Below are 22,951 nucleotides of genomic sequence, written 5' to 3' on the forward strand. Positions count from 1 at the left end.
ACCCGTTTTGCTGGCCTTCTGACGCACCATCGGCCCACCTGGAGTGCGCCTCAGGCCTTGACCACCCGGGTGCGCGCCGCTCGGTCCGCCCAGCCGCGCCGCCGCTGACGGTCGGCCAGCGGAGCCAGCGGGCCCAGCACCGTCAGCACGGTCAGCTGCCCGACCAGCCAGCGGACCAGCGCCCGGCCGAAGCCGGGCGGCCGCCCCCCGCGCCCCGTCTCGGCGCCGGTCACCACCCGCACCCCCGCCAGCCGCTTGCCCAGCGTGCGGCCGGTCCGGGCGGTGGGCAGCACCTCGTAGACCAGGCCGACCAGCAGCAGCACGCCGAGCAGCAGCGCCGCCCGCCCGAGCACGGTGCCGTCGATCAGCCAGACCTGCACCTCGCGGCCGGTCAGATGGCTGGCCGTCCGGGCCTGGTCGAGCTTCTGCTGCAGGTATGCCGTGGTGTCCACGACCAGCGGGACGCCGACTGCCGCAGCCACCCCGCCGACCACCGCGAGATCCACCAGGCGGGCCGCCAGCCGCCGCCCGAGACCGGCGGTCACCAGGGCGGGGGCCGGTCTGGACGCACGCGGCACCCGGACCGGAGCGGATCCGGCCCGCGCGGATCCGACTGGCGCGGTCCGTGGCACCCCGCCCCCGGAAGTCGACGGGCCCGACTTGCGCATCCGCACCGCAGCGGGCACCCGATCCGGCTCGGGCTCAGGCACAGACTCGGCCTCAGCCACAGCCTCAGCGCCGCCCCCGGGCCCGGCAGCGGCCAGCTCGGCCACTGCCGCCTCCCCCACCACCCCCCACGACACCCAGCGCGGCGCGCCCCCCGTCTCCAGCAGCCCCCGCTGCTCCTGCGGGTTCGCCTGCCAGCCGGTCCCGGCGACCGCACCCGCCGGGCCAGCCGACTCCTGCGCCATCGCGGGTGCCATGGTGAAGACCGCTCCGGCCGAGGTCTGGTCCAGGAACACCGGCCCGGTCTCGGCCGACGGCTCCGGCTCCGCCGCCCGCACGGCCTGCGGCATCGCCGGCGGCGGGATGTACCGCGCGCCCGGCCGCACGGCGGGGCGGGAGGCGAACGCCGGCGCCGCCAGCACCTCGCCGTCGGGGGGAGCGGGACGGCTGGTCCCGGGCACCCAGGTGCCGCCGTTCCAGTAACGGACGTAGCCCGGCACCGAGGGGTCCGGGTAGTAACCGGGCGCGGGGACCACGGCGGTGTCCACGCTGACGCCCAACGGCTGGTCCGACATGCAGATCTACTCTCCTGTGGGCCGCCGGCGGGGCGCACGCCACGTCGCCGGACAGTCACCAAGGGTAGTACTTCCGCGTCGGCTCCGGCGGAAGTTGCCGATTCCCGGGACAGCCGGAGCCCGGACCCGCTTTGCTGACCTGTGTGCTCTGCCCGCGCGACCCCTGCACGACCCCCGCGCGCGCTCCGGCCTTCGCGCCCTGTCCGGCTGCCGCGCTCCGCGCCGCCGGGCGCGCCCGCGAAAGTGTGCGAGAAACCCGTGTAAGAACCGCGCGACTACCCGCTCTCTCCAGTTGTCCGGGCCCGCCAGGGGCCGGCACGACCGAGAGGATCAGCGGCATGGACAGCAGCCCGAGCGTGGTGGAGCACGAACTGGAGCTCAACCTGGTGCTCTCCCCCGAGCGCAGCGTCCCCGTCCCGGCCCGCCTGTCGTACGGCAACCACGACCCGTACGCGGTGCACATCACCTTCCACCTGGACACCGGCACCCCGGTGACCTGGGTGTTCGCCCGCGAGCTGCTGGTGGAGGGGACCTTCCGCCCGTGCGGCCAGGGCGACGTGCGGATCTGGCCCACCCGGGCCGGGAGGCAGAGCGTGCTCTGCCTCGCGCTCACCTCGCCGGGCGGTGACGCGCTGCTGGAGGCGCCGCTGCCCGTGGTGGCCGCCTGGCTGGAGCGGGCGCACCGGCTGGTGCCGCCGGGCAGCGAGCTGAGCGTGCTCGACCTGGACAGCTCGCTCGCCGAGCTGCTGGCCTGAGCGCGTGCACTGGCCTGAGCGCGTGCGCCGGCCCGAACGTGTGCGGGGCGCGGGACGGGCCGCCGGCTGTGATCAGCGCACCGCGGGGGTGCGCTGACCGGCGACCTCGGAGCCGCCCCCGGCCGCGGGGCGCTGACCGGGCACCCGCAGCGGCATCAGCGGCTGGCCGGCCGCCCGCCGCCGCGAGCGCACCCGCACCGCGGCGACCAGCAGGAAGCAGAGCCCGATCCACGGGTACATCCCGGCCGGCAGCTGCTTGAGCAGGTTCATCTGCAGGTTGGTGATGCCCTTGTGCGGCACCAGCCACATCGAGAAGGAGCAGAACCCCACCACCGTCATCCAGAAGATCACCCGCCAGCGCCGGCGCCGCACCGCCGCGGGGCGCGACCGCTCGTGGTGCGCCTCGGCGGCCAGCAGCACCAGGATCGGCAGGCACCAGATCCAGTGGTGGGTCCAGCTGATCGGTGAGATCAGCAGCGCGGTGACGGCGGTGCAGCAGACGCCCCAGGCCTCGGCCCGCGGCAGCCAGCGGTCGCTGCGGTAGGCCCAGACGGCGATGGCCAGCCCCAGGACGGCGACCACCGCGGCAGCCGCGGTGGCGGGCAGGCCCGGGTTCTCCAGCCGCAGGAAGCGGGCGGCGACCCCGCGCAGCGACTGGTTGTCGACGATGAAGACCTTGCCGACCCGGGAGGAGTCGTACAGGTACTTGGTCCAGAAGCCCCAGGTGGCGCTCGGCAGCGCGACGGCGCCGATCAGGAAGGTGGCCAGGAAGGTGAAGCCGGCCACGAACGCGGCCCGCACCCGCCCGGTGAGCAGCAGGTAGACCGCGAAGAGCCCGGGGGTGAGCTTCATCCCGGCGGCGATGCCGATCCCGACGCCCTTCCACTTGCGGTGGTCGGGCGTGGTCAGGTCCCAGAGCACCAGGCAGATCAGCAGCAGGTTGATCTGGCCGTACCGCAGCGTGGTGAAGACCGGCTCCAGCCACACCCCGAGCCCGGCGACCAGGACCACCCCCACCGGCCGCAGCTTCCGCTCGGGCCACCCCACCAGCCGGAACGCCAGCAGCGCGGTGAGCCCCAGCAGGCCGAGGTTGCCCAGCGTGACCGCCACCCGCAGGAAGGGCACCGGCAGGTAGGCGGTCGGGGTGAAGAACATCGCGGCGAACGGCGGATAGGTGGCCGGCAGGTTCCACTGCGTGACCCGGATCCCGTACAGGTCCTGCCCGTGCGCGACGGCGGCACCCTCGGCGCGGTAGACGATCATGTCGACCATCGAGGTGCCGATGAAGTGCCGGACCACCGCATAGGCCAGCAGTGAGACGAAGGCCGTGATCACGGCCTTCCGCATCCGCTCCCGAGGGGCCTCGCGCACCGCGCGTATCGGCTCCTCCACCCAGCGGCGCCAGGCCGGAGTGCTGGGGGGGACAGCCTCGGGCCCGGCTTTCGCCGTCCGTTGGTCCTGCTGCACCGCTGTCACTGCCCGCTCCATCCCGCCGGTCGGTCGACCAGCCTTCGACAATAACGGACGGACCCGGGCGGACGTAGGTCGAGCGAGGGCCGGCGACCGCCGGGGGGCCGGACGACCGCGAAGCGGATCCGTGCTCCCGGCGGCCGGGCCCACGGATCCGCTCACGTTCGACGCCGGCTCAACCCGTGTAGGCCCCCAGCGCCTTCGCGAAGTCCAGCGGCTGCTGCGCCACGCTGCTGCAGGTCGGGTCCGCGGACGGCTTCGGGCCGCCCGCGCACGGCTGGTCGCGGGCGGCGGACCACATCGCCAGCCAGGCCAGGTGCTTGCCGCTCGCGAAGGCGGCCAGCTGCTGGGCGTCGGCGACCGTGAACACCTCGGAGGAGACGTCGTTGACACCGATCATCGGGGTGACCGCGACCTTGGCCCAGGCCTGGCTGTCGGACAGCTTGAGGACGCTCTTGACCTGCGCCTGGGTGGCGGTGGCCGCGTCGATGGCGTACTTGCCCAGCTGGCCGTTCGGGTCGGGGGCCACGCCGTCGCCGAAGTCCATCGCCATGATGTTGACCGCACCGATCCGCACGCCGTTGTTCTGGGCGTCGGTGACCAGGTCGATGCCGTCCTGGGTCAGGCCGGTGGGCAGCGCGGGCAGCGTGAAGGAGACGTCCAGGTTGCGGCCCTTGGCGGCGGCGGTCTGCTGGAGCTGGGCGATCGCCTGGTCGCGGCGGGTGTTGGCGGCGGTGTCGGTGAGCGCGCCGCCCTCGACGTCGAAGTCGATCCTGGTCAGCCCGTAGGCGTCGATGGCCTGCTGGTAGGCGGCGGCCAGGTCGCTCACCGAGGAGCAGGCGGTGGCCAGCTCGCTGCCGTTGGCGCCGCCGAAGGAGACCCGTACGTCACCGCCGATCGCCCGCAGCGCCCCGATCTGCGTGGCCACCGGGTCGGACGCCAGGTCGCTGACGCCGCCCCACTTCGGGACGCAGCCCCCGCCGGAGACGATGAAGGCCAGGGTGAAGTTCTTCACGCCGTCGGCCTTGGCGTTGGCCACCAGGTCGTAGGGCGGGTAGAGGGAGGTGTCGACGTACGGTGCGAAGCCCGCGCCGGCGCCCGCCGGGACACCGGTCGGTGCCGGGGTGGGCGTCGGGCCGCTCGACGGCACGGCGGTCGGTGGCAGAGCGGTCGGCGTGGGCACCGGGCCCGAGGGCGCCGCGCTCGGGGTGCCGGTCGGTCGGCCCGAGGGCTCCGGCGTGGGGCCGTCGCCCGCCTTGCACGAGACGCCGTTGATCAGGCAGTTCCCCGGCTCGGCCTGGGCGGCCCCCGCGCCCTCGACCACGAAGCCCACGTCGACGCTCTGCCCGGCCGCCAGGTGGCTGCTCCACGACTGCGGCTTGACGGTGATGTGCTGCCCGGCGGCGCTGAAGCTCGCGTTCCAGAGCGAGTCGATCTTCGCGCCGGCCGGCAGGTCGAAGCTGAGCGTCCAGTCGTCGATCGGGCCGCTGGCCGCGTCGCTGACCAGGTACTGGCCGGTGTAGCCGCTGTTCCAGACGCTGGTGCGGCTGTAGAGCGCGCCGAGCGAGGCCGCGTCGGCGCTGGAGGCCAGCACCGCCACCCCGCCGGCCAGCACGGCCGCGGCCACGACGCTCGCCCCGATCACGGTCCCCTGGCGACCTCGGCGCCGGTGCGCGGCGCGGCGGGTGATCTGGTTCGTCATGGGACTCCTCGACTGCGGGGACGGAGGAAGCGGAGCGGGACCGACACCGGCAGCCCTGGCTCCCGGCGCCGCCGACGCTAGCGCCCCGGCGCGCCCCGGAATCGGCAGCTCAGGCAGGGGTAGCCGTCCCTTAGGGGCCCGTTAAGAAAGAGCCCCCGGCCGACGGCCGGCCTCCCGCTCGCGCCGCCGTCCGCGCCCCAGGCGCCGGGTCGGGATCCCAGCCCCGCCCGCGCCGCCCGCGCCCAGCCGCAGTCGGATCTCCGCGCCGCCCAGCACCGCCGAGCGCCCCAGCGCCAGGTCGCCGCCGGTCGCCTCGGCCAGCTTGCGGACGATGTCCAGGCCGAGCCCGGTGGACCCCTCGCCGCCGTGCCCCTCACCGCGCCGCAGCGCCGCCGACGGATCGTCGAACCCCACTCCGGCGTCGCCGACCAGCACGATCACGGCGCGCTCGGTGACCAGCACGTCCACCGAGAAGGCGGTGCCGACGGCGGTGTGCCGGAAGACGTTGCCGAGCAGCGCGTCGACGGCGGCGGCCAGGTCGCCCGGCGGCACCGGCACGGGGGCCGGGGCGTCGGCGCCGTGCAGCTGCCAGCGGCGTCCCTCGTCCTCGGCCAGCGCGGACCAGAAACCGACCCGCTCGCGGATCACCTCGGCGGCGTCGCAGCCGACCGCGACCGCCGGCGGCCCGCCGGGGGTGCGGCGGGCCGAGCGGATGATCTGGTCGACCTCGCGCTCGAGTTGGGCCACCGCGTGCCGGGTGGCGTCGGCGGCGTCGCCCTGGCCGAGCGAGGCGGCGTTCAGCCGCAGCACGGTCAGCGGGGTGCGCAGCCGGTGCGACAGGTCGGCGGCCAACTCCCGCTCGGCGGCCAGCAGGTGCACCACCCGGTCGGCCATCGCGTTGAACGCGGCGGCGGCCTCGAGCAGTTCGGCGGGGCTGCCGTCGGCCTGCGGGCCCGCCACCGGGAGCCGCACGGCGAGGTCGCCGGCCCCGAGCGCGCGGGCGGCGGCGGCCAGTCGGCGGGCGGCGCCGACCAGCCGGGCCCCGGTCCGGTCGGCGACCAGCACGGCGATCGCGACCAGCCCCAGGGCGACCAGCGAGAGCACCAGCCAGGCGGTGCCGACGCCCCGGGTCAGGTCGGCGTCGGCGACGTAGACCTCCACCACGGCGACCCGGGCCGGGGCCACCGCGACCGGCTGCAGCCGCGCGTAGCCGCCGGGCACCTGGACGGTCAGCACCCGGCCCTGGGCGGCGCGGCCGACCTCGGCCGGGGTGGCCCGGGCGGTGCCGATCACCTGGCCCGGCCCGGGCGGCCGACCGGCGCTCGGGTCCGCCCCCTGGCCGGCGGCCGGCAGGTGGACGGCGATCCGCCCCTGGGCGCCGGCGTCGGTGCTGGCCAGCGCGCGGGCCAGGTCGTCCTGGTCGGTGGTGATCGCCAGCGCGGGGCCGAGGGCGGCGGCCTGCCGGTCGGCGGCGGTGAACGCGTGCTCCCTGGCGGTCTTCTGCACCACCAGGCCGAGCGGGATCAGGAAGGCCAGCGCGACCATGGTGGTGCCGGCCACCGCGGCCCGGACCAGCACCCAGCGCAGCGACTGGCCGGACCCGCCGGACGCCGAACGGCCGGGCCCGGACCGGTCGCCGCCCGGTGTCACGGCTGCCGCTCCACCACCGGCGCGATGACCGGCGCGGGCGCCTCCAGACGTACCCCGACGCCCCGCACGGTGTGCAGGTAGCGCGGCTCGGCGGCGGTCTCGCCGAGCTTGCGGCGCAGCCAGGACAGGTGGACGTCGATCGTCTGGTCGCCGCCGTAGGTCTGCCGCCAGACCTCGGCCAGGATCTCCCGGCGCGGCACCACCACGCCCGGCCGGGCCGCCAGGAAGGCCAGCAGGTCGAACTCACGCCGGGTCAGGTCCAGCGCCCGCCCGTCCAGCACCGCCTCGCGCCGCTGCGCGTCGATCGCCAGGCCGCCGACCCGCAGCACCGGGGTGACCGGGGCCAGGCCGCCGCCCAGCCGGCGCAGCACGGCGGCCATCCGGGCCGTCAGGTGCTCGCCGGAGAAGGGCTTGACCAGGTAGTCGTCGGCGCCGTCGTTGAGCAGCCGGACGATCTCCGCCTCGTCGTCGCGCGCGGTGGAGATGATCACGGGGACGTTGGTCAGGCCGCGGATCATCTTGAGCGCCTCGCTGCCGTCCAGGTCGGGCAGGCCGAGGTCCAGGATCACCAGGTCGCAGCCGACCTGGGCGACCTCGCGCAGCGCCGCCAGCGCGGTACCGACGCTGCGCACCGCGTGTCCGGACTCGGACAGGTGCCGGATCAGGGCCGAACGGACGAAGGGGTCGTCCTCGACCACCAGGACTGTTGCCATGGCCCTGCACGGTACGGCATGGCGGATTTTCGTCGGCACACCGACCGGGAGTCGGCGCACCGGCCGGGAGGAGCCCGGCCCGCTCCGATTCGCCGTCGCCGCCCGCCGACCGGACCCGCGGCCGGGTACGGCAGGATGGCGGGCGATGCGAAGCGGACTGGTTCAGACGGGCGCCTGGGCGCTGGCCACCACGGCGGGGGTGGTGCTGTCCTGGCTGGGTGTCAGCAGCGTGCTGTCGGAGTCCGCGTTCGACCCGCCGCGCGCCCTGCCGCTGCCGGTCAGCTCCCTCGCCCTGCCGGCCACCGCCCCGAGCAGCCCGCCCGCCGGGCCCGCGAACCCGGCCCCGAGCAGCCCGCCCGCCCAGCCGGCCCAGCCCGCACCGGCGCACCCGGCCGCCCCCGCGACGACCCGGCCGACGCCGGCCCAGCCGGTGGCGCCGGTCGCCGCCTCGACCAGCCCGAGCAGTCCCAGCAGTCCCAGCAGTCCGACCGGCACCACCGCCGCCACCGGCTCGGTGCACAGCTACCTGGTGCCCGGCGGCCGGGTGGCGCTGGACATGCAGCCGGACAGCGCCGAGCTGGTCTCCGCCACGCCGGACCCCGGCTGGCAGATGCAGATGTGGAACGGCGACCAGTGGCTGCGGATCGACTTCTCCCAGGGCAGCGCCACCAACTCGGTCTTCGTCACCTGGAACGGCCACCCGCCGGACGTCCAGACGGTGGTCCGCTGAGCGCTGCGCCGAGCGGGCCGGGCCCCGGACGCGGCGCGGCCCCGGATCGGACGGGATCCGGGGCCGCGCCTGGCGGGCAGCTACCGACTACAGGTTGCCGCGCCGCTCCTGCTCACGCTCGATCGCCTCGAAGAGCGCCTTGAAGTTGCCCTTGCCGAAGCCCATCGAGCCGTGCCGCTCGATCATCTCGAAGAAGACGGTCGGCTTGTCCTGCACCGGCTTGGTGAAGATCTGCAGCAGGTAGCCGTCCTCGTCGCGGTCGGCCAGGATCTTCAGCTCGCGCAGCTGCTCGATCGGCACCCGGGTGTCGCCCACCCACTCGCCGAGCGTGTCGTAGTAGCTGTCCGGGGTGTCCAGGAACTCCACGCCCGCCGCCCGCATCTGCCGCACGGTGTGCACGATGTCGTTGGTGGCCAGCGCGATGTGCTGCACGCCGGGGCCGCCGTAGAACTCCAGGTACTCGTCGATCTGCGACTTCTTCTTGGCGATGGCCGGCTCGTTGAGCGGGAACTTCACCTTGCGGGTGCCGTCGGCGACCACCTTGGACATCAGCGCGGAGTACTCGGTGGCGATGTCGTCGCCGACGAACTCCTTCATGTTGGTGAAGCCCATGACCCGGTTGTAGAACTCGACCCACTCGTTCATCTTGCCGAGCTCGACGTTGCCCACGCAGTGGTCGATGGCCTGGAAGTTGCGCTTCTTGGGCGCCTCGACGATCGGCTCGCGGACGACGTAGCCGGGCAGGTAGGGGCCGGAGTAGCCGGAGCGGTCGACCAGGGTGTGCCGGGTCTGCCCGTAGGTGGCGATGGCGGCCAGCACCACGGTGCCGTGCTCGTCGCGCACCTCGTGCGGCGCGGTCAGCCCGGTGGCGCCGTGCTCGGTGGCGTAGGCGTAGGCGGCGTAGACGTCCGGCACCTCGATGGCCAGGTCGATCACACCGTCGCCGTGCTCGGCGACGTGCTGCTCGAGGAACTTGCCGTACTCGCCGGCGGCCTTCACCACGGAGGTGAACACGAAGCGCGCGCCACCGGACTCCAGCACGTAGCTGGCGGTCTCCCGGTTGCCGGTCTCCGGGCCGCGGTAGGCGACGCAGCGCATCCCGAAGGCGGTGGAGTAGTAGTGCGCGGCCTGCTTGGCGTTCCCGACGGCGAACTCGACCGCGTCCATCCCCCGAACCGGGAAGGGGTCGACCTGACCCGCGTGCGCGGGAACGGACTGAGCGGCGGTATCGGTCATGACGGCCTCCCTGTAGGGCGTGGGACCTCGACGCGCCCCGAGGGTGTGGGGCGGGGGTGACCCCGTGACTCGGCGTGGGGGACCTCCTCCACGGGGCTGTGCTGGGAGCGTGGCGCCGATCACAGCATTAAGCAACTGTTCCATTTTGCTCTGGTCAAGCTGTGCCGTCCGGCGGGACAATTCCGGCGTCAGCTGTACAAGATGCCCAGCGAAGGTGCCACCGTGCTGAACTCACCCATCGACGCGCTGGACGGCCGGCTGATCGCGCTGCTGGCCGAGGAGCCCCGGATCGGGGTGCTGGAGTGCTCGCGGCGCCTGCAGGTGGCCCGCGGCACGGTGCAGGCCCGGCTGGACCGGCTGCGCGCCCGCGGGGTGATCGGCGGGTTCGGCCCCGAGGTGGACCCGGCGACACTGGGCTACCCGGTGACCGCCTTCGCCACCCTGGAGATCTCCCAGGGCCAGGGCGCGGTCGTCCGGGCCCACCTGGCCGGCGTCCCCGAGGTGCTGGAGCTGCACACGATCACCGGGCAGGGCGACATGCTCTGCCGGATCGTCGCGCGCTCCAACGCCGACCTGCAGCGGGTGATCGACCGGGTGGTGGGCTTCGACGCGATCGTCCGGGCCTCGACGGCCATCGCGCTGGAGAACCCGGTGCCCTACCGGGTGCTGCCGCTGGTCGCGCAGGCCGCGGCGGAGGGCTCGGCCGATCCGCAGCGGCCCCGGCCGCCGGAGGCCGACTCCGACTGACCGACTCCGCCTGACCGCAGCCGCTGGCAGGGCCTCAGCAACTGGGCAGCGGGCCGCCGCTGTCCAGCGACTGCAGCGCGGCCAGCGAGTCCGCCAGCGTGTTCACCGGGATCAGCCGCAGCCCCGGCGGGGTGTTCACCTCGGCGTCCGAGCACTCGGCGCGCGGCAGCAGGAAGACCGTCGCCCCGGCCTGGACGGCGCCCCAGGTCTTCAGCGACACCCCGCCGACCTCGCCGATGGTGCCGTCGTCGGAGATGGTGCCGGTCCCGGCGATGTTCCGCCCGCCGGTCAGGTCACCGCCCTTGCCGTTGCCCTTCAGCTTGTCGATGATCGCCAGGCTCAGCATCTGCCCGCCGCTGGGGCCGCCGATCTGGCCGAGGTCGACCTTCACCTTGACCTGCTCCGGCGAGAGGTGCAGGTAGTCCAGGGCGGCCACGGTGGCGCTGTCCTGAGCCTGCGTCATCTCCTGGGTGGCCGCGCTCGGGTTGCTGGGCGGGTAGACGGCGTCCCGGGGCAGGATCGCCACCTTCGGCTCGGCCCAGCCCTCGACCGCCTGGAGCAGGCTGATCGACTCGGCCGGCCCGGTGGCGCTGATCGTGGTGACCCGCAGCGAGCCGCTGGTCTGCCGCACCGGCGCACCGGTGATGGTGATCACCTGGTGGCCGTCGTAGCTGTCCAGGGCGTCGGCGGTGTCGCCGGGCGTGGTCTTGGTGTACGGCAGCGGCGCCAGCGCGGCGACGGCCAGGAAGGCGGCCACCACCACGGCGCAGAGCAGGATGGCCCGGCGCTTGGGGGTCAGCAGCCGGGTCACGAGCGGCGGAGTCGGGTCAGCGGAGACGGCAGGCACGTAGTGCATCCAAACACACCCGGGGCCCCGCACTTCCCGCCCGGCCTCGCCACGCGTCAACGCAGCGCGTCGGCCACCTCGGTCGCGGCCTCCACCACCCGGGGGCCGACCCGCTCGGGCACCAGCCCGTTGAGCATCACCACACCGACGCTGCCCTCGATGCCGCTCAGCCCGACCAGCGCGGCGGCCGCCCCGCTGGCGCCGGACTGCTCCTCCGCCCGGGTGATCACGAAACCCTGCTCGGGTCGGCGCTGACCGGGGAACTTGCGGGCCTCCAGGATCGCCTTGCCGGCCGCGCTCTCATCCAGCGGATGGCGCAGTCCGGTCCGGTAGGCGACGTGGAAGTCGGTCCAGCTGGGCTCGACCACGGCCACGGCGAGCGCCTCGGTACCGTCCACCAGGGTCAGGTGGGCGGTCGCGCCGAGGTCCTCGGCCAGGCTGCGCAGCGCGGGCAGCGCGGCCTCGCGCAGCAGCGGGTGCACCCGGTGGGCCAGGCGCAGCACGCCCAGGCCCACCCGGGCCCGGCCGCCGATGTCGCGTCTGACCAGTCCGTGCTGCTCCAGGGTGGCCAGCAGGCGGTAGACGACGGTGCGGTTGACGGCGAGCCGGGCGGCCAGCTCGGTCACGGTGAGCCCGCGCTCGGAGTCGGCGAGCAGCTTGAGTACCCGCACTCCGCGGTCGAGGGTCTGAGAGGTCTCGGCGGTCACGACACGCTTTCCTTTCCGCGGCGGTCGGCGGACTCGGCACTGGCCGGACCGCGCTGGTGGTGTCGCGTGCAGGTGTGGTGGACGCGGCGGGGCCGACCTCGTCGTCATCGTCGTGGCCACCCTGCGCGCTCCGGTCGGAGGTCGTGCCTACGAGAGAGCGTGGGGGAAAGGTAGTAACTGATTCGCCGGGACGGAAGTGGTTGTCCAAAATTCGGGCATGATCGTTTATTTTGATCCGCACCAATCCGGGCAATTGACCCCATTCCCCCGGCCCATCCCGGGCGGCCGGGCACCCCGGGTCCGGACTCCGGACAGCGGGGGCCCTCAGCCGCCCTTCAGTGAATTCCCAGTGAGCTGTTAAACGGGGCGCTCACCGGGCCCACTCCTTGACCTTGGCGATCCGCGCCTTCAGCTGGTTGGCGGTCGCCTGCGCGGTGAGCGGTCCGCCGCACTGGCGGCGCAGCTCGTTGTGGATGGTGCCGTGCGGCTGGTTGGTCCGGTGGTGCCAGGCGGCGACCAGACCGTTCAGCTCCTTGCGCAGGTCGCGCAGCTCCTGATGGGTGATCACCGGCCGCTGCTCGGCCGGGAGTTCGATCAGGTCGGCCTCCTCGGCCGGTTTGGCCTTGGAGCGCTGGATCTGCCGGGTCTGGCGCTTCTGCAGCAGCAGGTGCACCTGGTCCGGCTCGAGCAGGCCGGGGATGCCGAGGTACTCCTCCTCCTCCTCGCTGCCCGGGTGCGCCTGCATGCCGAATTCCATGGCGTTGTAGAGCACCCGGTCGAAGACCGCGTCCGAGCCGATCGCCTCGTAGGAGAGCTCCTCGCCGCCCGCCCCGTCCGGTCCGTCGTTGGCCCGCTCGGCCTCGGCGAGCAGCCGGTCCTCCTCGTCGAAGAGGCCGTCCCCCTCCTTCTTCGGGCGGTCCAGCACGTGGTCGCGCTGCAGTTCCATCTCGTTGGCGAAGCCGAGCAGCATCGGCACCGAGGGCAGGAAGACCGAGGCGGTCTCGCCGCGCTTGCGGGCACGCACGAAGCGGCCCACCGCCTGGGCGAAGAAGAGCGGGGTGGAGATCGAGGTGGCGTAGACGCCGACCGCCAGGCGCGGCACGTCGACGCCCTCGGAGACCATCCGGACCGCGACCATCCAGCGGTCGTCGCCGGCCGAGAAGTCGGAGATCCGCTGGGAGGCCTCGCTCTCGTCGGAGAGCACCAGGGTGGCCTTGCACCCGGTGATCTCGCGGATCATCTTGGCGTAGGCGCGGGCCGCGTTCTGGTCGGTGGCGATCACCAGCCCGCCGGCGTCCGGGATCGCCTTGCGCACCTCGGTCAGCCGCTTGTCGGCGGCCCGCAGCACGTTCGGGATCCACTCGCCCTGCGGGGCCAGCGCGGTGCGCCAGGCCTGGGCGATCAGGTCCTTGGTCATCGGCTCGCCGAGCCGGGCCTCCAGCTCGTCGCCGGACTTGGTGCGCCAGCGCATGTTGCCGCTGTACGAGAGGAAGATCACCGGGCGCACGACGTGGTCGGCCAGCGCGTGCCCGTACCCGTAGGTGTAGTCGGCCACCGACTTGCGCAGCCCGTCGGTGTCCTGCTCGTACTGGACGAACGGGATCGGGTTGGTGTCCGAGCGGAACGGCGTCCCGGTCAGCGCGAGCCGCCGGGTGGCCGGCTCGAAGGCCTCGAAGCAGGCCTCGCCCCAGGACTTGGAGTCGCCGGCGTGATGGATCTCATCCATGATCACCAGCGTCTTGCGCGCCTCGGTGCGGTTGCGGTGCAGCATCGGGTTGACGCCCACGCCCGCATAGGTGACCACGATGCCGTGGTAGTCCTTCGACAGCGGACCCGAGGAGTAGGCCGGGTCCAGCCTGATGCCTATCCGCGCCGCGGCCTCGGCCCACTGCTTCTTCAGGTGCTCGGTCGGCGCGACCACCGTGACCTGCTGCACCAGGTGGTTGTGCAGCAGGTAGGAGGCCAGCGTCAGGGCGAAGGTGGTCTTACCGGCGCCGGGGGTCGCGACGGCCATGAAGTCCCGGGGCTGCTTCTCGATGTACCGGTCCAGCGCCCCCTGCTGCCAGGCCCGCAGCTTGCCGGCCGTCCCCCAGGGGGCACGGCCGGGGAAGGCCGGCGACAGGTGGTGCGCTCCCGCCGCGGCACCCGAGGGCCGGGCCGATTGATGCGGCTCGACGGCGTCGGAGAACAGCGGCGACATGGCGGAAGAGGCGGCAGTACTCACGGTCTCCGAGGGGGATCATCGCAGGTCAGGGCGGTACAGCGGCCATGACCCGCGGTCGGCAGGCGATCGGACAACCCGCCTAGCCTACCGGGCCGGACGGGGCTCGCAGGGCCGACACGGAGGGATCAGGGACGCTCCGGGTAGAGCGCACGCAGTCCGTGGGAGATCGTCTTGATCTCCTCCAGCTCACCGGTCGCGACGGCGATCACCAGTTCCTCGGCGGCATCGATGTCCGGCACCAGCTCGACTCCGTTGATCGCCAGGAAGGTGACGCAGGAGAGCCACGCGGTGCGCTTGTTGCCATCGAAGAGCGGGTGGTTGATCGCCAGCGACTGCAGCAGGGCCGCCGCCTTGTCGAAGAGGTCCGGATACGCCTCCTGGCCGAACATCTCGGCAGTGGGCCGGTGGGCCGCCGACTCCAGCAGGCCGATATCCCGCACGACGATCTGCATGTCGTCACAGGCAGCCGCCGCGATCGCCAGGACGTCCTCGGCAGAGAGGTACAGGTAGCTCACTTGAGCCGCTCCATCAGCTCACGCCACTTCGCGGCCTGCTTGAGCGCGGTCTCGCGCACCAGGGCCTGCTGGGCGGTCCGGGCCAGGTAGTCGTCCACCGCCTTGACCACTATCGCGTTCATGCTGGTCCCCTCCTGCTCGGCTCGCTGCTTCAGGGCCTCTGCCTGGTCGTCCCGGAGACGAAGGTTCATTGCCATGCCTTCGAGACTACTCGCATGGGGCCAATCTGGTACCAGAATTCCAACGCCCCATGTGACTCAGATCACCCGTTCGCCCCGCCGAACCCGCGTAATCCCCCGCCCCCACCCCACTCTCTCCTCACGCAGGCCCGTCCCGACCCCCAGAGGAGCCCCCATGCGCAGCGCCACCGTCGAGCACGCCGTCCACGCCCGCCTGATCCTCTCCGGGCACTGCTCCACCGGCCTGCGCGCGACCCTGTGCTACCGGGCCGACGACCCGCTCGCGGTGCGGATGGTCTTCCCCTGCGAGTACTCGCTGGACGAGCCGCTCGGCCCGCAGCCCGGGGCCGAGGTGGTCTGGGTGTTCGCCCGGCAGTTGCTGGCCGCCGGGCTGAACCTGCCGGCCGGCCTCGGGGACGTGCACATCCGCCCCTCCCGCGGGCCCTACACGATGGTCGAGCTGCGGGCCGCCGAGGGCATCGCGCTGCTCCGGTTCGAGGCCGTCGACCTGCGGCGCTTCCTGTCCGCCAGCTACCGGTGCGTGCCGGACGGCGAGGAGGGCCGCCACCTGGACGCCGACCGGGCGCTGGCCGAACTGCTGCGGTGAGCGCTACGGGCGCCTCACGCCGCGCCCCGATGGCCCGTCAGATGCGCGTACACCACGACGTTGCCGTGGTAGCCCCGCCCCTTGGTGAAACCGCCGCCGCAGGTGATCAGCCGCAGCTGCGGGTCGGGGGCGCGGCCGTAGACCCGGTGGTCGGGGAAGGCGGTCTTGTCGTAGACCTCGATCGCGTCGACCACGAACCAGGCGGTGCTGCCGTCGGCCCGCACCACGTCGATCCGCTCGCCGCGGCGCAGGGCGCCCAGCGGGTAGAAGACCGCGGGTCCCGCGGTGGTGTCCACGTGGCCGACCAGCAGCGCGGTGCCGCGCTGGCCCGGCGTCACCCCGCCCTGGTACCAGCCGGCCAGGTTGCGCTCGCGGTCCGGCGGGGTGGCCAGGTGGCCCGAGCCGTCCAGGCCGACCCCGGTCACCGGGGCGTTCACCCCGATCGCCGGGATGCTGATCCGCACCGGTACCGAGCGGGCCATCGGGGTGCCGCTGAGCCCGGCCGGGCGGATCGCGCCGTCGGCGAACGCCTGCCCGGCGGACGGGGCGGGCGGCAGCGTGCCGTGCGTGCCGTCGTGTACCAGCCAGGCCCCCACCACCACCGTCGCCCCCAGCGCCACCGCCCCCGACCAGGGGCTCCTCCGCCCGCTCACGCCGACTCCCGTTCACCGATCGGCCATCACCTGCGCCCAGCCAATCCGGCGCCACGCTCCCCCGCAGCGGTTGCGCCGCCGGACGAGTGAGGGTCGCCGGCCCGCCGGCGCGCGCCGACGCCCAGCAGCCTGGGCCGCACCAGGAACCCCTCGGCCAGCCCGTTCGCCACCGCGATGGTGGGCAGCTCGGAGGACTTCTCGTAGAGCACGAAGCGCGGCTCCCAGACCGGCTGGTACTTGGCGTTGGCCCGGTACAGCGACTCCAGCTGCCACCACCTGGAGAGGAAGCGCAGCACCGCCCGGTTGAGCCGCAGCACCGGCCCGGCGCCCAGCTTGGCGCCCTGCTCGAAGACGTAGCGGAACATCGCGAAGTTCAGCGAGACCCGGGTGACCGTCAGGGTGCCGGCCGAGGCGCTCAGCAGCAGTTCGGTGACCAGGAACTCGACCAGCCCGTTCTCCGACTCCCGGTCACGGCGCATCAGGTCCAGCGAGAGGCCGTGCGCGCCCCAGGGCACGAAGCTGAGCAGCGCGCAGGTGCGGTCGTTCTCGTCCCGGCACTCGACCATCACGCAGTCGCCGTCGGCCGGATCGCCGAGCCGGCCCAGCGCCATCGAGAAGCCGCGCTCGGTGCGCCCGTGCCGCCAGGCGTCGGCCAGGTGCACCAGCTCGGCCAGTTCCGCCTCGGGGATGTCGCGGTGCCGGCGGATCACCGCCCGGTAGCCGGCCTTGCGGACCCGGTTGTGGGCCTGGCGCAGGGTGCGCATGCTGCGGCCCTCCAGGCTGAAGTCGGCCACCTCGACGATCGCCTCGTCGCCGAACTCCAGGGCCTTGAGGCCGACCCGCCGGTAGATCGTGCCGGCCTGCTCGCCCGCGCCGGTGACGGCCGGCACCCAGGCGTTCGCCCGGGCCAGCTCCCGCCAGCCCTCGATCGCCTGCGGCCAGGCCTCCGGGTCGCCGATCGGATCGCCGGAGGCCAGCGCCACGCCGTTGACCACCCGGTAGAGCACCGCCGCCTTGCCGGACGGCGACCAGCAGACCGACTTGTCGCGGCGCAGCGCGAAGTAGCCGAGCGAGTCGCGGGCGCCGTGCCGCTCCAGCAGCGCGCGCAGCCGCCGCTCGTCCTGCGGCTCCAGGTGCACCCGCCCTTGCGGGGAGCGGAAGAAGACCCGCAGCACCAGCAGGAAGAGCGCGGCTCCGAGCACGTTGATGGTCAGGTCGGCCCAGCGGTTGACGGCGACCTGCGAGGTCACCTGGCCGAAGCCGGAGACGGTGAACAGCCGCACCAGCGCGTAGCCGAAGGAGTCGCCCCAGCCCGCCTGCGGCTCGGTGCCCAGCCGCACCAGCAGCGCGCCCAGCGAGGTCACCAGCACCCCGCCGATCAGCAGCACGGACAGGCCCAGCGGCAGGTTGCCGCGCGCGCCCCGGGCGTGGAACGCCGGCCTGCTCGCCAGCAGCGCGGCCAGCAGCAGCACGGTGAGCACGGCCGAGACCCAGTTGAACGGATGCGCCCGGTCCTCCGGCAGCAGCCCCAGCGCCAGGCCGAAGAGCAGCGCGTAGAGCGCGACCACCGCGGTGGCGACGATCCAGGCGGCCCGCTTGCGGCGGCGCAGCATCACGGCCAGCAGGGCGGCGAAGAGCGCGGCGGTGAAGCCGGCGGTGACCAGCACCGGGGTGAAGAAGTCGCCGGTGTTGGCCCGCTGCACCCGGTCGCGGAACGGTGCGATCAGGCCGGCCAGCAGGTTGAGCAGCGCGGCGATCCGCAGGTACCACTCCGCGAAGACGGCGCAGCGCCGTCGCCAGGGGGCCAGCGGACGCACGGGGGCCGGCACCGGCGCGGGCGCGGGGGCGGCGACCGGCGCGGGCAGCGGCTCGGGAGCGGGCAACGCCGTGGGTTCGGTGGCCGGCGCCTGGTCCGGGGCGCCGGCCAGCAGGTTGTAGGCCTTCACCTTGAACGCCGTCGCCCGCCGGTGCACCCGGGCCTCGCGCCGCTCGGCCCGGGCCAGCCGCTTGGGCCGGCTGCGGTAGCGCCAGCGGGCCCACGGGCTGCCGGGCCGGGCCAGCCGGATCGCGCCGACCACCGCGAGCGGCGGCAGCATGACGCCGATCAGCCCGGTCCACAGCTTGCCCTTGAGCAGGCTGACCACCACCAGGACCAGCAGGACCACGGCCACGGCCAGCTGCCCGACCGAGAGCCTGCCGGAGAAGCCGCCGAGCGGCAGCTGGCCGAGCAGCAGCAGCGCGATCACGGAGATCGCCAGGATCACCGCGTCCACCGACTTGCGGCCCTGCTCGCTCCAGTAGACGTCCTGCAGGTGCAGCACCAACGCGAACTCGTCCAGCACCAGCCCGCAGCCCGCCCCGAAGGTGAAGCCCAGGACGTCACGCACCGCGCCCTGGGAGCCGTGGTAGGTGAAGCCGCCGATGCCGGCGATGAGCATCATGGCCTGCCCGAAGACCACGTGGTGGATGTGCAGACCGCCCGGGGTCACGTTGCCCGGCCACCAGGGGGTGCCGCGCCTGATCATCCGGGTGCTGAACCGGATGAGGAGGAAGGCGGCGATCAGGCCGACCAGCAGCAGGAAGAGCGCTTCCCGTCCGGGTTCGACGATGCGGGAGTGATAGGCGTGCTCCAGCGAGTCCCACATGGCGCCGGTCTCCTCCCCGCCGCGCTCCCCGCAGCCTGCGTCCAATCTGATGATCTTTCGGGTCCGACGCACCTCGACACGCCGTGCCGCTCCATCTAACGGGCGTTGCGCCATCGCCATCCCGCTGGAGCGGCGAGTAGCGTGCCATGCTGTTGGACAAATCGCCCATAACGGCCTTTCAGCGGACTCTTCGTCACAAGCCGCGCGTCGCCTCGCCGTTGGGCCACCGCCGCCGCCGACCGCGCCGGCCCGCACCGCCCACCGGCGCAGACCGGGTCTGCTCCGACCGAACCGCCCGAACTGGAGTGATGTATGGACCCGCTGTCCCGCCGGACCCTGCTCACCGCCGGTGCCGCCACCGCCGCGACGGTGGCGGCCGGCTGCGCCCGCCCCGGCACCACCGGCAAGGCCGATGCGGCGGGGGCCGCGCCGATCCCGAGCGGCACCGCCTCGGCCTCGGCCGACTCCCCGAGCACCCCGGCCAAGCCCCCCACCACCCTGATCGGCGACGGCTCCACCTCCGACACCGGTCCGCAGCCCGGCCAGCCGCAGCCGGTCCCGCTCGAACTGGGCGAGCGGCCACCGCAGTTCGTGGTCTTCTCGTGGGACGGCGCGGGCGAGCTGGACGACCGGCTGTTCTCCCGGTTCCGGCAGTTGGCCAAGGACCACGACGCCTCGATGACCTTCTTCCTGAGCGGGATCTACACCCTGCCGGAGTCCAAGAAGGACCTCTACCACCCGCCGCAGCACCACATCGGCGCCTCCGACATCGGCTACCTGAGCGACCAGCACATCCACGAGACGCTGAGCCAGATCAGCGCCGCCTGGCTGGACGGCCACGAGATCGGCACCCACTTCAACGGCCACTTCTGCGGCGCCAACGGCGGCGGCAAGTGGTCCCCCGAGGACTGGGACAGCGAGATCGAGCAGGCGATGTCCTTCGTCATGAACTGGAAGACCAACACCGGCTTCACCGACCTGCCCGCGCTGCCCTTCGACTACCGCAAGGAGCTGATCGGCGGCCGGACCCCCTGCCTGGAGGGCCAGCGCGGCCTGCTGCCGACCGCGGCGGCCCGCGGCTGGAAGTACGACACCAGCGGGCCGGGCGGTCTCCAGGTCTGGCCGCAGAAGATCCAGGGCGGCGCGCTGTGGGACATGCCGCTGCAGTCCATCCCGTTCCCCGGGCACACCTTCCAGGTGCTCTCGATGGACTACAACATCATGTTCAACCAGTGCGGCGACAACACCCACGGCGACCCCTCGATGCGCGCCGCCTGGCAGAAGCAGGCCCGGGACTCCTACCTGGCCGGCTTCGAGCGGACGTACAGCACCAACCGCGCGCCGATGTACATCGGCAACCACTTCGAGCAGTGGAACGGCGGCATCTACATGAACGCGGTGGAGGAGGTCCTGAAGACCATCGTGGACCGGCCCGAGGTGCGGCTGGTCTCCTTCCGCCAGCTGGTGCAGTGGCTCGAGGTGCAGGACCCGGCGGTGCTGCGCAAGCTGCAGTCGCTGGCGGTCGGCGAGGCGCCGGCCGGCGGCTGGTCCAGCTTCCTCGGCGCGCACTGACCCCCGTTCGGCGCTACCCGGGGTGAGCCGGCATCACCCCAGGTAGCTGCCGGTTTTCGGCCCCGCGCAACGGCTTGGTGCGGATGCGCACCACCGGCCGGAACCGTCCCCTGGATCCCAGGACACGGTTTCTCCTACTCTCCCGCGGGGCCAGCCCCGTGGCCGCGTCCTCGGAGATGCACCATGCGCGCTCGTCACTTCGCCGCCACCGGGCTGCTGGCCCTGGCCCTCGGCCTCGGCGCGGCCGGCCCGGCCGCCGCCAACCCGGTCATCATCGAACCCGACCCGGTCTCACCCGGCGGCCAGTTCGCGGTCTTCGACGGGGGCAACTGCGACAGTGCGGGCGGCCAGGCGGTCTTCCGCTCGCACGAGCAGGGCGCCACGGCGGGCCAGGACATCCCGAGCGTCAAGCTCGGCTCGCTGCGCGGCCTGATGGGCGCCATGGCCCAGGTGCCGGAGCACGCCAGGCCCGGCGTCTACGACGTCACGATCCAGTGCACGACGGTGAGCAAGAGCCAGGTGACCAGCACCTTGACCGTGCACGACAGCGGCCACCCGGACCACCAGCCGCAGCCCGACCAGCAGCCCCAGCCGGACCACCAGCCGCCCGCCCACAGCGAGCAGCCCGGAGGCCCCGCCGGTCCGGGCGGCCCCGGCCCGCAGGGCCCCACCCACGCGGGCCTCGGCGGCAGCACCGGCCCGAACGTCCCCGAGACGGTGGCCGGCGCCACCCTGCTGGCCACCGCCGGCGCCGCCTGCTACCACCAGCTGCGCCGGCGGCGCTCCTCCTCCTGACCGGCCGTCACCCGGGACAGGCGCACGAGGAGGCCGACCCGGAGCGCGCGTCGCCACCGGCGCTCCGCTCCCACCGGGTCGGCCTCCTCGCCGTCCGCGGCCGGCGCGGCGTCAGCTCCGCGGCCGCACCCGGCCGGCCAGCGCCGCGCCGAGCAGGGCGACGGCGGTCATGGTCAGGAAGATCGCGGCGAGTCCGGTCCGCGCCCCGCTCCCGGTACCGGCCACGTTCGCGGCGGCCACCGCGCCGCCGCCGAGCGCGGTGAAGAGCACCCCGGCCAGGCCGACCAGCAGCACGTTGCCGAGCGCGTCGGACATCTGCAGCGAGGCCGAGTTGGCGCCGGCCGCCTCGGGCGGGGAGACCTTCATCATCAGCACGCTGATGCTGGCGATCGACAGGCCCATGCCGATGCCGCCGAAGGCCCAGGCCACGGCGGCGGTCCAGGTGGGCGCGGCCGGGAGCAGGACGAGGGCGGCGCCGGCGATGGCCAGCGCGGTCAGCAGGAAGCCCAGCCGGATCAGCCGCTCCCGGTGGCGCTCGGCACCCGGGCGGCCCTGCAGCCAGGACCCCAGCGCCCAGGAGAGTCCGCCACTGGTCAGGGTCAGCCCGGCCAGGGTCGGCGAGAGGTGGCGCTGGGTCACCATCATCAGCGGGATGAACGCCTCGGCGGCGAAGAAGGCGCCGGCCGCCACTCCGCGCAGCAGGATCAGCGTCGGCAGGCCGCGCGCGGCCCGCAGCGTGCCGGACGGCAGCAGCCGCAGCACCGCCGGCACCAGCAGCCCGACGCCCGCCACGGCCGGCAGCAGCCCCAGCAGATCCAGCCGCTCCCCCGCGTACTGCAGCAGCCCGGCCCCGAGCGCGGCCATCGCGGCGAGCCCGATCCGCCGCCGGTTCAGCGCACCACCCGGCGCCTGCGGCTGCCGCCGTTCGGCCCGCCGCAGCGCCGGGCCCATCACCGCCAGCGGCAGCACCACCAGGACCGGGACGGCCAGGAACACCCAGCGCCACCCCAGGTGCTGGGTCACCGCGCCCGACACCACCGGACCGACGATCGAGGGCAGCACCCAGGCCGCCGAGAACGCCGCGAAGACGGACGGCCGCAGCCGCTCGGGGAACGCCCGACCGACCACCACGTAGAGCGCGACGATCACCAGGCCGCCGCCCAGCCCCTGGATCGCCCGCCCGCCGACGAAGAGCCACATGCTGCCCGCCGTCCCCGCCACCACCAGACCGCCCGCGAACACCCCTATCCCGGCGAACAGCGGCAGCACCGGGCCGCGCCGGTCGCACCACTCCCCGGAGAGCACCATCGCGAACAGCGTGCTGGTGAAGTACCCGGAGAAGGCGAACGCGTACAGCCCGAGCCCGTGCAGCTGACGGGCCGCCACCGGCATCGCGGTGTTGACGGCGGTCGCCTCGAAGGCGAGCAGCAGCACCACCGAGACGATCCCCAGCGTCAGCGCCCGGTAGCGGGCGCCCAGCACGCCGTCCGTGCCGTCGTCGGCCGGTACGGCCGGGGTCGTCGAGGTCTTCGCGGCTGTGGTCATGCCTGTCATGGTAAGTGCCGATTTGCCAGTTGACTCCTGACCTGAAGGCCCGAGCGACCTCCGACCATGGTCGTAGGACTTCATCCGCCCGTCACATTCGGCTATTGACGCACCACGCGGCGCCCGCCAGACTGAATAACGAAAGCACGACGGAATGACCGCCGCAAAAGGACCGACAACGAGAGGAGTCCGCGATGACCGGCCAGACCACGCACATCGCCCGCTCCTGTTGTCGCCCTTGCCACGTTTGACCCGAGGGGCCCCTGTGGGCCCGTCGCCCGGCCGTGTGCCCGAGTGGCTTAGGGAACCGTCTGCAAAGCGGTGTACACGGGTTCGATTCCCGTCATGGCCTCCCCGTACGACTGCGAAAAAGGAAACGACCGGTCCGCGACAACTCGCCGACCGGCCATTTCCTTTT

Annotated in this window: 20 protein-coding genes and 1 tRNA gene; 7 read left to right on the forward strand and 14 right to left on the reverse strand. The window is 73.5% G+C overall.

What is annotated here, in order from left to right; genetic code table 11:
* Positions 1–50 precede the first annotated feature (50 nt).
* Positions 51–1,241: an RDD family protein gene (locus OG403_RS13960; protein WP_329564521.1), complete on the reverse strand. Its 1,191-nt coding sequence runs from the start codon at positions 1,239–1,241 to the stop codon at positions 51–53.
* Between the two features lie 338 nt (positions 1,242–1,579).
* Between OG403_RS13960 and OG403_RS13965 the strand changes: the two genes are divergently transcribed.
* Complete coding sequence (locus OG403_RS13965; RefSeq protein ID WP_329564523.1) at positions 1,580–1,996, forward strand: SsgA family sporulation/cell division regulator; 417 nt, start codon at positions 1,580–1,582, stop codon at positions 1,994–1,996.
* 72 nt (positions 1,997–2,068) lie between these two features.
* Here the strand turns inward: OG403_RS13965 and OG403_RS13970 are convergent, their stop codons facing one another.
* The 4 genes from OG403_RS13970 to OG403_RS13985 all read right to left on the reverse strand — a co-directional run bounded on the left by OG403_RS13970 (position 2,069) and on the right by OG403_RS13985 (position 7,531).
* Positions 2,069–3,367, reverse strand: a complete 1,299-nt coding sequence (locus OG403_RS13970) for a glycosyltransferase 87 family protein (RefSeq protein ID WP_329564525.1) — start codon at positions 3,365–3,367, stop codon at positions 2,069–2,071.
* Positions 3,368–3,641: 274 nt separating this feature from the next.
* Positions 3,642–5,168: a cellulose binding domain-containing protein gene (locus OG403_RS13975; protein WP_329564527.1), complete on the reverse strand. Its 1,527-nt coding sequence runs from the start codon at positions 5,166–5,168 to the stop codon at positions 3,642–3,644.
* A 141-nt stretch (positions 5,169–5,309) separates the two neighbouring features.
* Complete coding sequence (locus OG403_RS13980; RefSeq protein ID WP_329572296.1) at positions 5,310–6,755, reverse strand: sensor histidine kinase; 1,446 nt, start codon at positions 6,753–6,755, stop codon at positions 5,310–5,312.
* A gap of 59 nt (positions 6,756–6,814) precedes the next feature.
* Positions 6,815–7,531 (reverse strand): response regulator transcription factor, encoded by a 717-nt coding sequence (locus tag OG403_RS13985; RefSeq protein ID WP_329564530.1) that lies wholly within the window; start codon positions 7,529–7,531, stop codon positions 6,815–6,817.
* A gap of 145 nt (positions 7,532–7,676) precedes the next feature.
* On the opposite strand from OG403_RS13985, the gene OG403_RS13990 reads away from it, so the two are divergent.
* Entirely contained in the window at positions 7,677–8,261 is a 585-nt protein-coding gene (locus OG403_RS13990) for a hypothetical protein (protein ID WP_329564532.1), read from the forward strand.
* A gap of 87 nt (positions 8,262–8,348) precedes the next feature.
* Here OG403_RS13990 and hppD read toward each other — a convergent pair whose 3' ends face one another.
* Positions 8,349–9,497, reverse strand: coding sequence for a 4-hydroxyphenylpyruvate dioxygenase (gene hppD / locus OG403_RS13995; RefSeq protein WP_329564534.1), 1,149 nt, complete (start codon positions 9,495–9,497; stop codon positions 8,349–8,351).
* 201 nt (positions 9,498–9,698) lie between these two features.
* Here hppD and OG403_RS14000 point away from each other — a divergent pair, with 201 nt between their 5' ends.
* The gene (locus OG403_RS14000) at positions 9,699–10,244 is read left to right on the forward strand and encodes an Lrp/AsnC family transcriptional regulator (RefSeq protein WP_329564536.1); all 546 of its coding nucleotides are present in this window, start codon (positions 9,699–9,701) and stop codon (positions 10,242–10,244) included.
* A 34-nt stretch (positions 10,245–10,278) separates the two neighbouring features.
* Here the strand turns inward: OG403_RS14000 and OG403_RS14005 are convergent, their stop codons facing one another.
* The 5 genes from OG403_RS14005 to OG403_RS14025 form a co-directional block, all read right to left on the reverse strand.
* Positions 10,279–11,100, reverse strand: coding sequence for a hypothetical protein (locus OG403_RS14005; protein WP_329564538.1), 822 nt, complete (start codon positions 11,098–11,100; stop codon positions 10,279–10,281).
* 47 nt (positions 11,101–11,147) lie between these two features.
* On the reverse strand, positions 11,148–11,798 hold the full coding sequence (locus OG403_RS14010) for an IclR family transcriptional regulator (protein WP_035848807.1): 651 nt from the start codon (positions 11,796–11,798) through the stop codon (positions 11,148–11,150).
* 370 nt (positions 11,799–12,168) lie between these two features.
* Positions 12,169–13,998 carry a DEAD/DEAH box helicase gene (locus tag OG403_RS14015; RefSeq protein WP_329572298.1) on the reverse strand — a complete coding sequence of 610 codons (1,830 nt, stop codon included), beginning with the start codon at positions 13,996–13,998 and terminating at the stop codon, positions 12,169–12,171.
* Positions 13,999–14,147: 149 nt separating this feature from the next.
* Positions 14,148–14,537: a type II toxin-antitoxin system death-on-curing family toxin gene (locus tag OG403_RS14020; RefSeq protein ID WP_329564543.1), complete on the reverse strand. Its 390-nt coding sequence runs from the start codon at positions 14,535–14,537 to the stop codon at positions 14,148–14,150.
* Complete coding sequence (locus tag OG403_RS14025; protein ID WP_280693513.1) at positions 14,534–14,734, reverse strand: CopG family transcriptional regulator; 201 nt, start codon at positions 14,732–14,734, stop codon at positions 14,534–14,536. The genes OG403_RS14020 and OG403_RS14025 overlap by 4 nt, the downstream gene beginning before the upstream one ends.
* Before the next feature lie 157 nt (positions 14,735–14,891).
* Between OG403_RS14025 and OG403_RS14030 the strand changes: the two genes are divergently transcribed.
* A complete protein-coding gene (locus OG403_RS14030) occupies positions 14,892–15,323 on the forward strand; it encodes an SsgA family sporulation/cell division regulator (RefSeq protein ID WP_329564546.1) in 432 nt (143 codons plus the stop codon).
* Positions 15,324–15,337: 14 nt separating this feature from the next.
* Here OG403_RS14030 and OG403_RS14035 read toward each other — a convergent pair whose 3' ends face one another.
* Positions 15,338–15,976 carry a class F sortase gene (locus OG403_RS14035; RefSeq protein ID WP_329564548.1) on the reverse strand — a complete coding sequence of 213 codons (639 nt, stop codon included), beginning with the start codon at positions 15,974–15,976 and terminating at the stop codon, positions 15,338–15,340.
* Positions 15,977–16,002: 26 nt separating this feature from the next.
* Positions 16,003–18,621 (reverse strand): phosphatidylglycerol lysyltransferase domain-containing protein, encoded by a 2,619-nt coding sequence (locus OG403_RS14040; protein WP_329564551.1) that lies wholly within the window; start codon positions 18,619–18,621, stop codon positions 16,003–16,005.
* Positions 18,622–18,933: 312 nt separating this feature from the next.
* Between OG403_RS14040 and OG403_RS14045 the strand changes: the two genes are divergently transcribed.
* Both OG403_RS14045 and OG403_RS14050 read left to right on the forward strand, forming a co-directional pair.
* Positions 18,934–20,193, forward strand: coding sequence for a hypothetical protein (locus OG403_RS14045; RefSeq protein ID WP_329564552.1), 1,260 nt, complete (start codon positions 18,934–18,936; stop codon positions 20,191–20,193).
* A 183-nt stretch (positions 20,194–20,376) separates the two neighbouring features.
* Positions 20,377–20,988 (forward strand): hypothetical protein, encoded by a 612-nt coding sequence (locus OG403_RS14050; protein ID WP_329564554.1) that lies wholly within the window; start codon positions 20,377–20,379, stop codon positions 20,986–20,988.
* Between the two features lie 111 nt (positions 20,989–21,099).
* Here the strand turns inward: OG403_RS14050 and OG403_RS14055 are convergent, their stop codons facing one another.
* The gene (locus OG403_RS14055) at positions 21,100–22,533 is read right to left on the reverse strand and encodes an MFS transporter (protein WP_329564556.1); all 1,434 of its coding nucleotides are present in this window, start codon (positions 22,531–22,533) and stop codon (positions 21,100–21,102) included.
* Between the two features lie 280 nt (positions 22,534–22,813).
* On the opposite strand from OG403_RS14055, the gene OG403_RS14060 reads away from it, so the two are divergent.
* Positions 22,814–22,885, forward strand: a tRNA-Cys gene (locus OG403_RS14060).
* Positions 22,886–22,951 lie beyond the last annotated feature (66 nt).

Origin of the sequence: Kitasatospora sp. NBC_01266, assembly GCF_036242395.1 — a bacterium.
In the GTDB taxonomy this organism is placed as follows: Bacteria; Actinomycetota; Actinomycetes; order Streptomycetales; family Streptomycetaceae; genus Kitasatospora.

What these genes read in the sequence shown, in the direction of transcription:
- OG403_RS13960 (WP_329564521.1), bottom strand. Translation starts at nt 1,241, where the DNA reads ATGTCGGACCAGCCGTTGGGCGTCAGCGTGGACACCGCCGTGGTCCCC.
- OG403_RS13965 (WP_329564523.1), top strand. Translation starts at nt 1,580, where the DNA reads ATGGACAGCAGCCCGAGCGTGGTGGAGCACGAACTGGAGCTCAACCTG.
- OG403_RS13975 (WP_329564527.1), bottom strand. Translation starts at nt 5,168, where the DNA reads ATGACGAACCAGATCACCCGCCGCGCCGCGCACCGGCGCCGAGGTCGC.
- OG403_RS13985 (WP_329564530.1), bottom strand. Translation starts at nt 7,531, where the DNA reads ATGGCAACAGTCCTGGTGGTCGAGGACGACCCCTTCGTCCGTTCGGCC.
- OG403_RS13990 (WP_329564532.1), top strand. Translation starts at nt 7,677, where the DNA reads ATGCGAAGCGGACTGGTTCAGACGGGCGCCTGGGCGCTGGCCACCACG.
- hppD (WP_329564534.1), bottom strand. Translation starts at nt 9,497, where the DNA reads ATGACCGATACCGCCGCTCAGTCCGTTCCCGCGCACGCGGGTCAGGTC.
- OG403_RS14000 (WP_329564536.1), top strand. Translation starts at nt 9,699, where the DNA reads ATGCCCAGCGAAGGTGCCACCGTGCTGAACTCACCCATCGACGCGCTG.
- OG403_RS14005 (WP_329564538.1), bottom strand. Translation starts at nt 11,100, where the DNA reads ATGCACTACGTGCCTGCCGTCTCCGCTGACCCGACTCCGCCGCTCGTG.
- OG403_RS14015 (WP_329572298.1), bottom strand. Translation starts at nt 13,998, where the DNA reads ATGTCGCCGCTGTTCTCCGACGCCGTCGAGCCGCATCAATCGGCCCGG.
- OG403_RS14025 (WP_280693513.1), bottom strand. Translation starts at nt 14,734, where the DNA reads ATGGCAATGAACCTTCGTCTCCGGGACGACCAGGCAGAGGCCCTGAAG.
- OG403_RS14030 (WP_329564546.1), top strand. Translation starts at nt 14,892, where the DNA reads ATGCGCAGCGCCACCGTCGAGCACGCCGTCCACGCCCGCCTGATCCTC.
- OG403_RS14040 (WP_329564551.1), bottom strand. Translation starts at nt 18,621, where the DNA reads ATGTGGGACTCGCTGGAGCACGCCTATCACTCCCGCATCGTCGAACCC.
- OG403_RS14045 (WP_329564552.1), top strand. Translation starts at nt 18,934, where the DNA reads ATGGACCCGCTGTCCCGCCGGACCCTGCTCACCGCCGGTGCCGCCACC.
- OG403_RS14050 (WP_329564554.1), top strand. Translation starts at nt 20,377, where the DNA reads ATGCGCGCTCGTCACTTCGCCGCCACCGGGCTGCTGGCCCTGGCCCTC.
- OG403_RS14055 (WP_329564556.1), bottom strand. Translation starts at nt 22,533, where the DNA reads ATGACCACAGCCGCGAAGACCTCGACGACCCCGGCCGTACCGGCCGAC.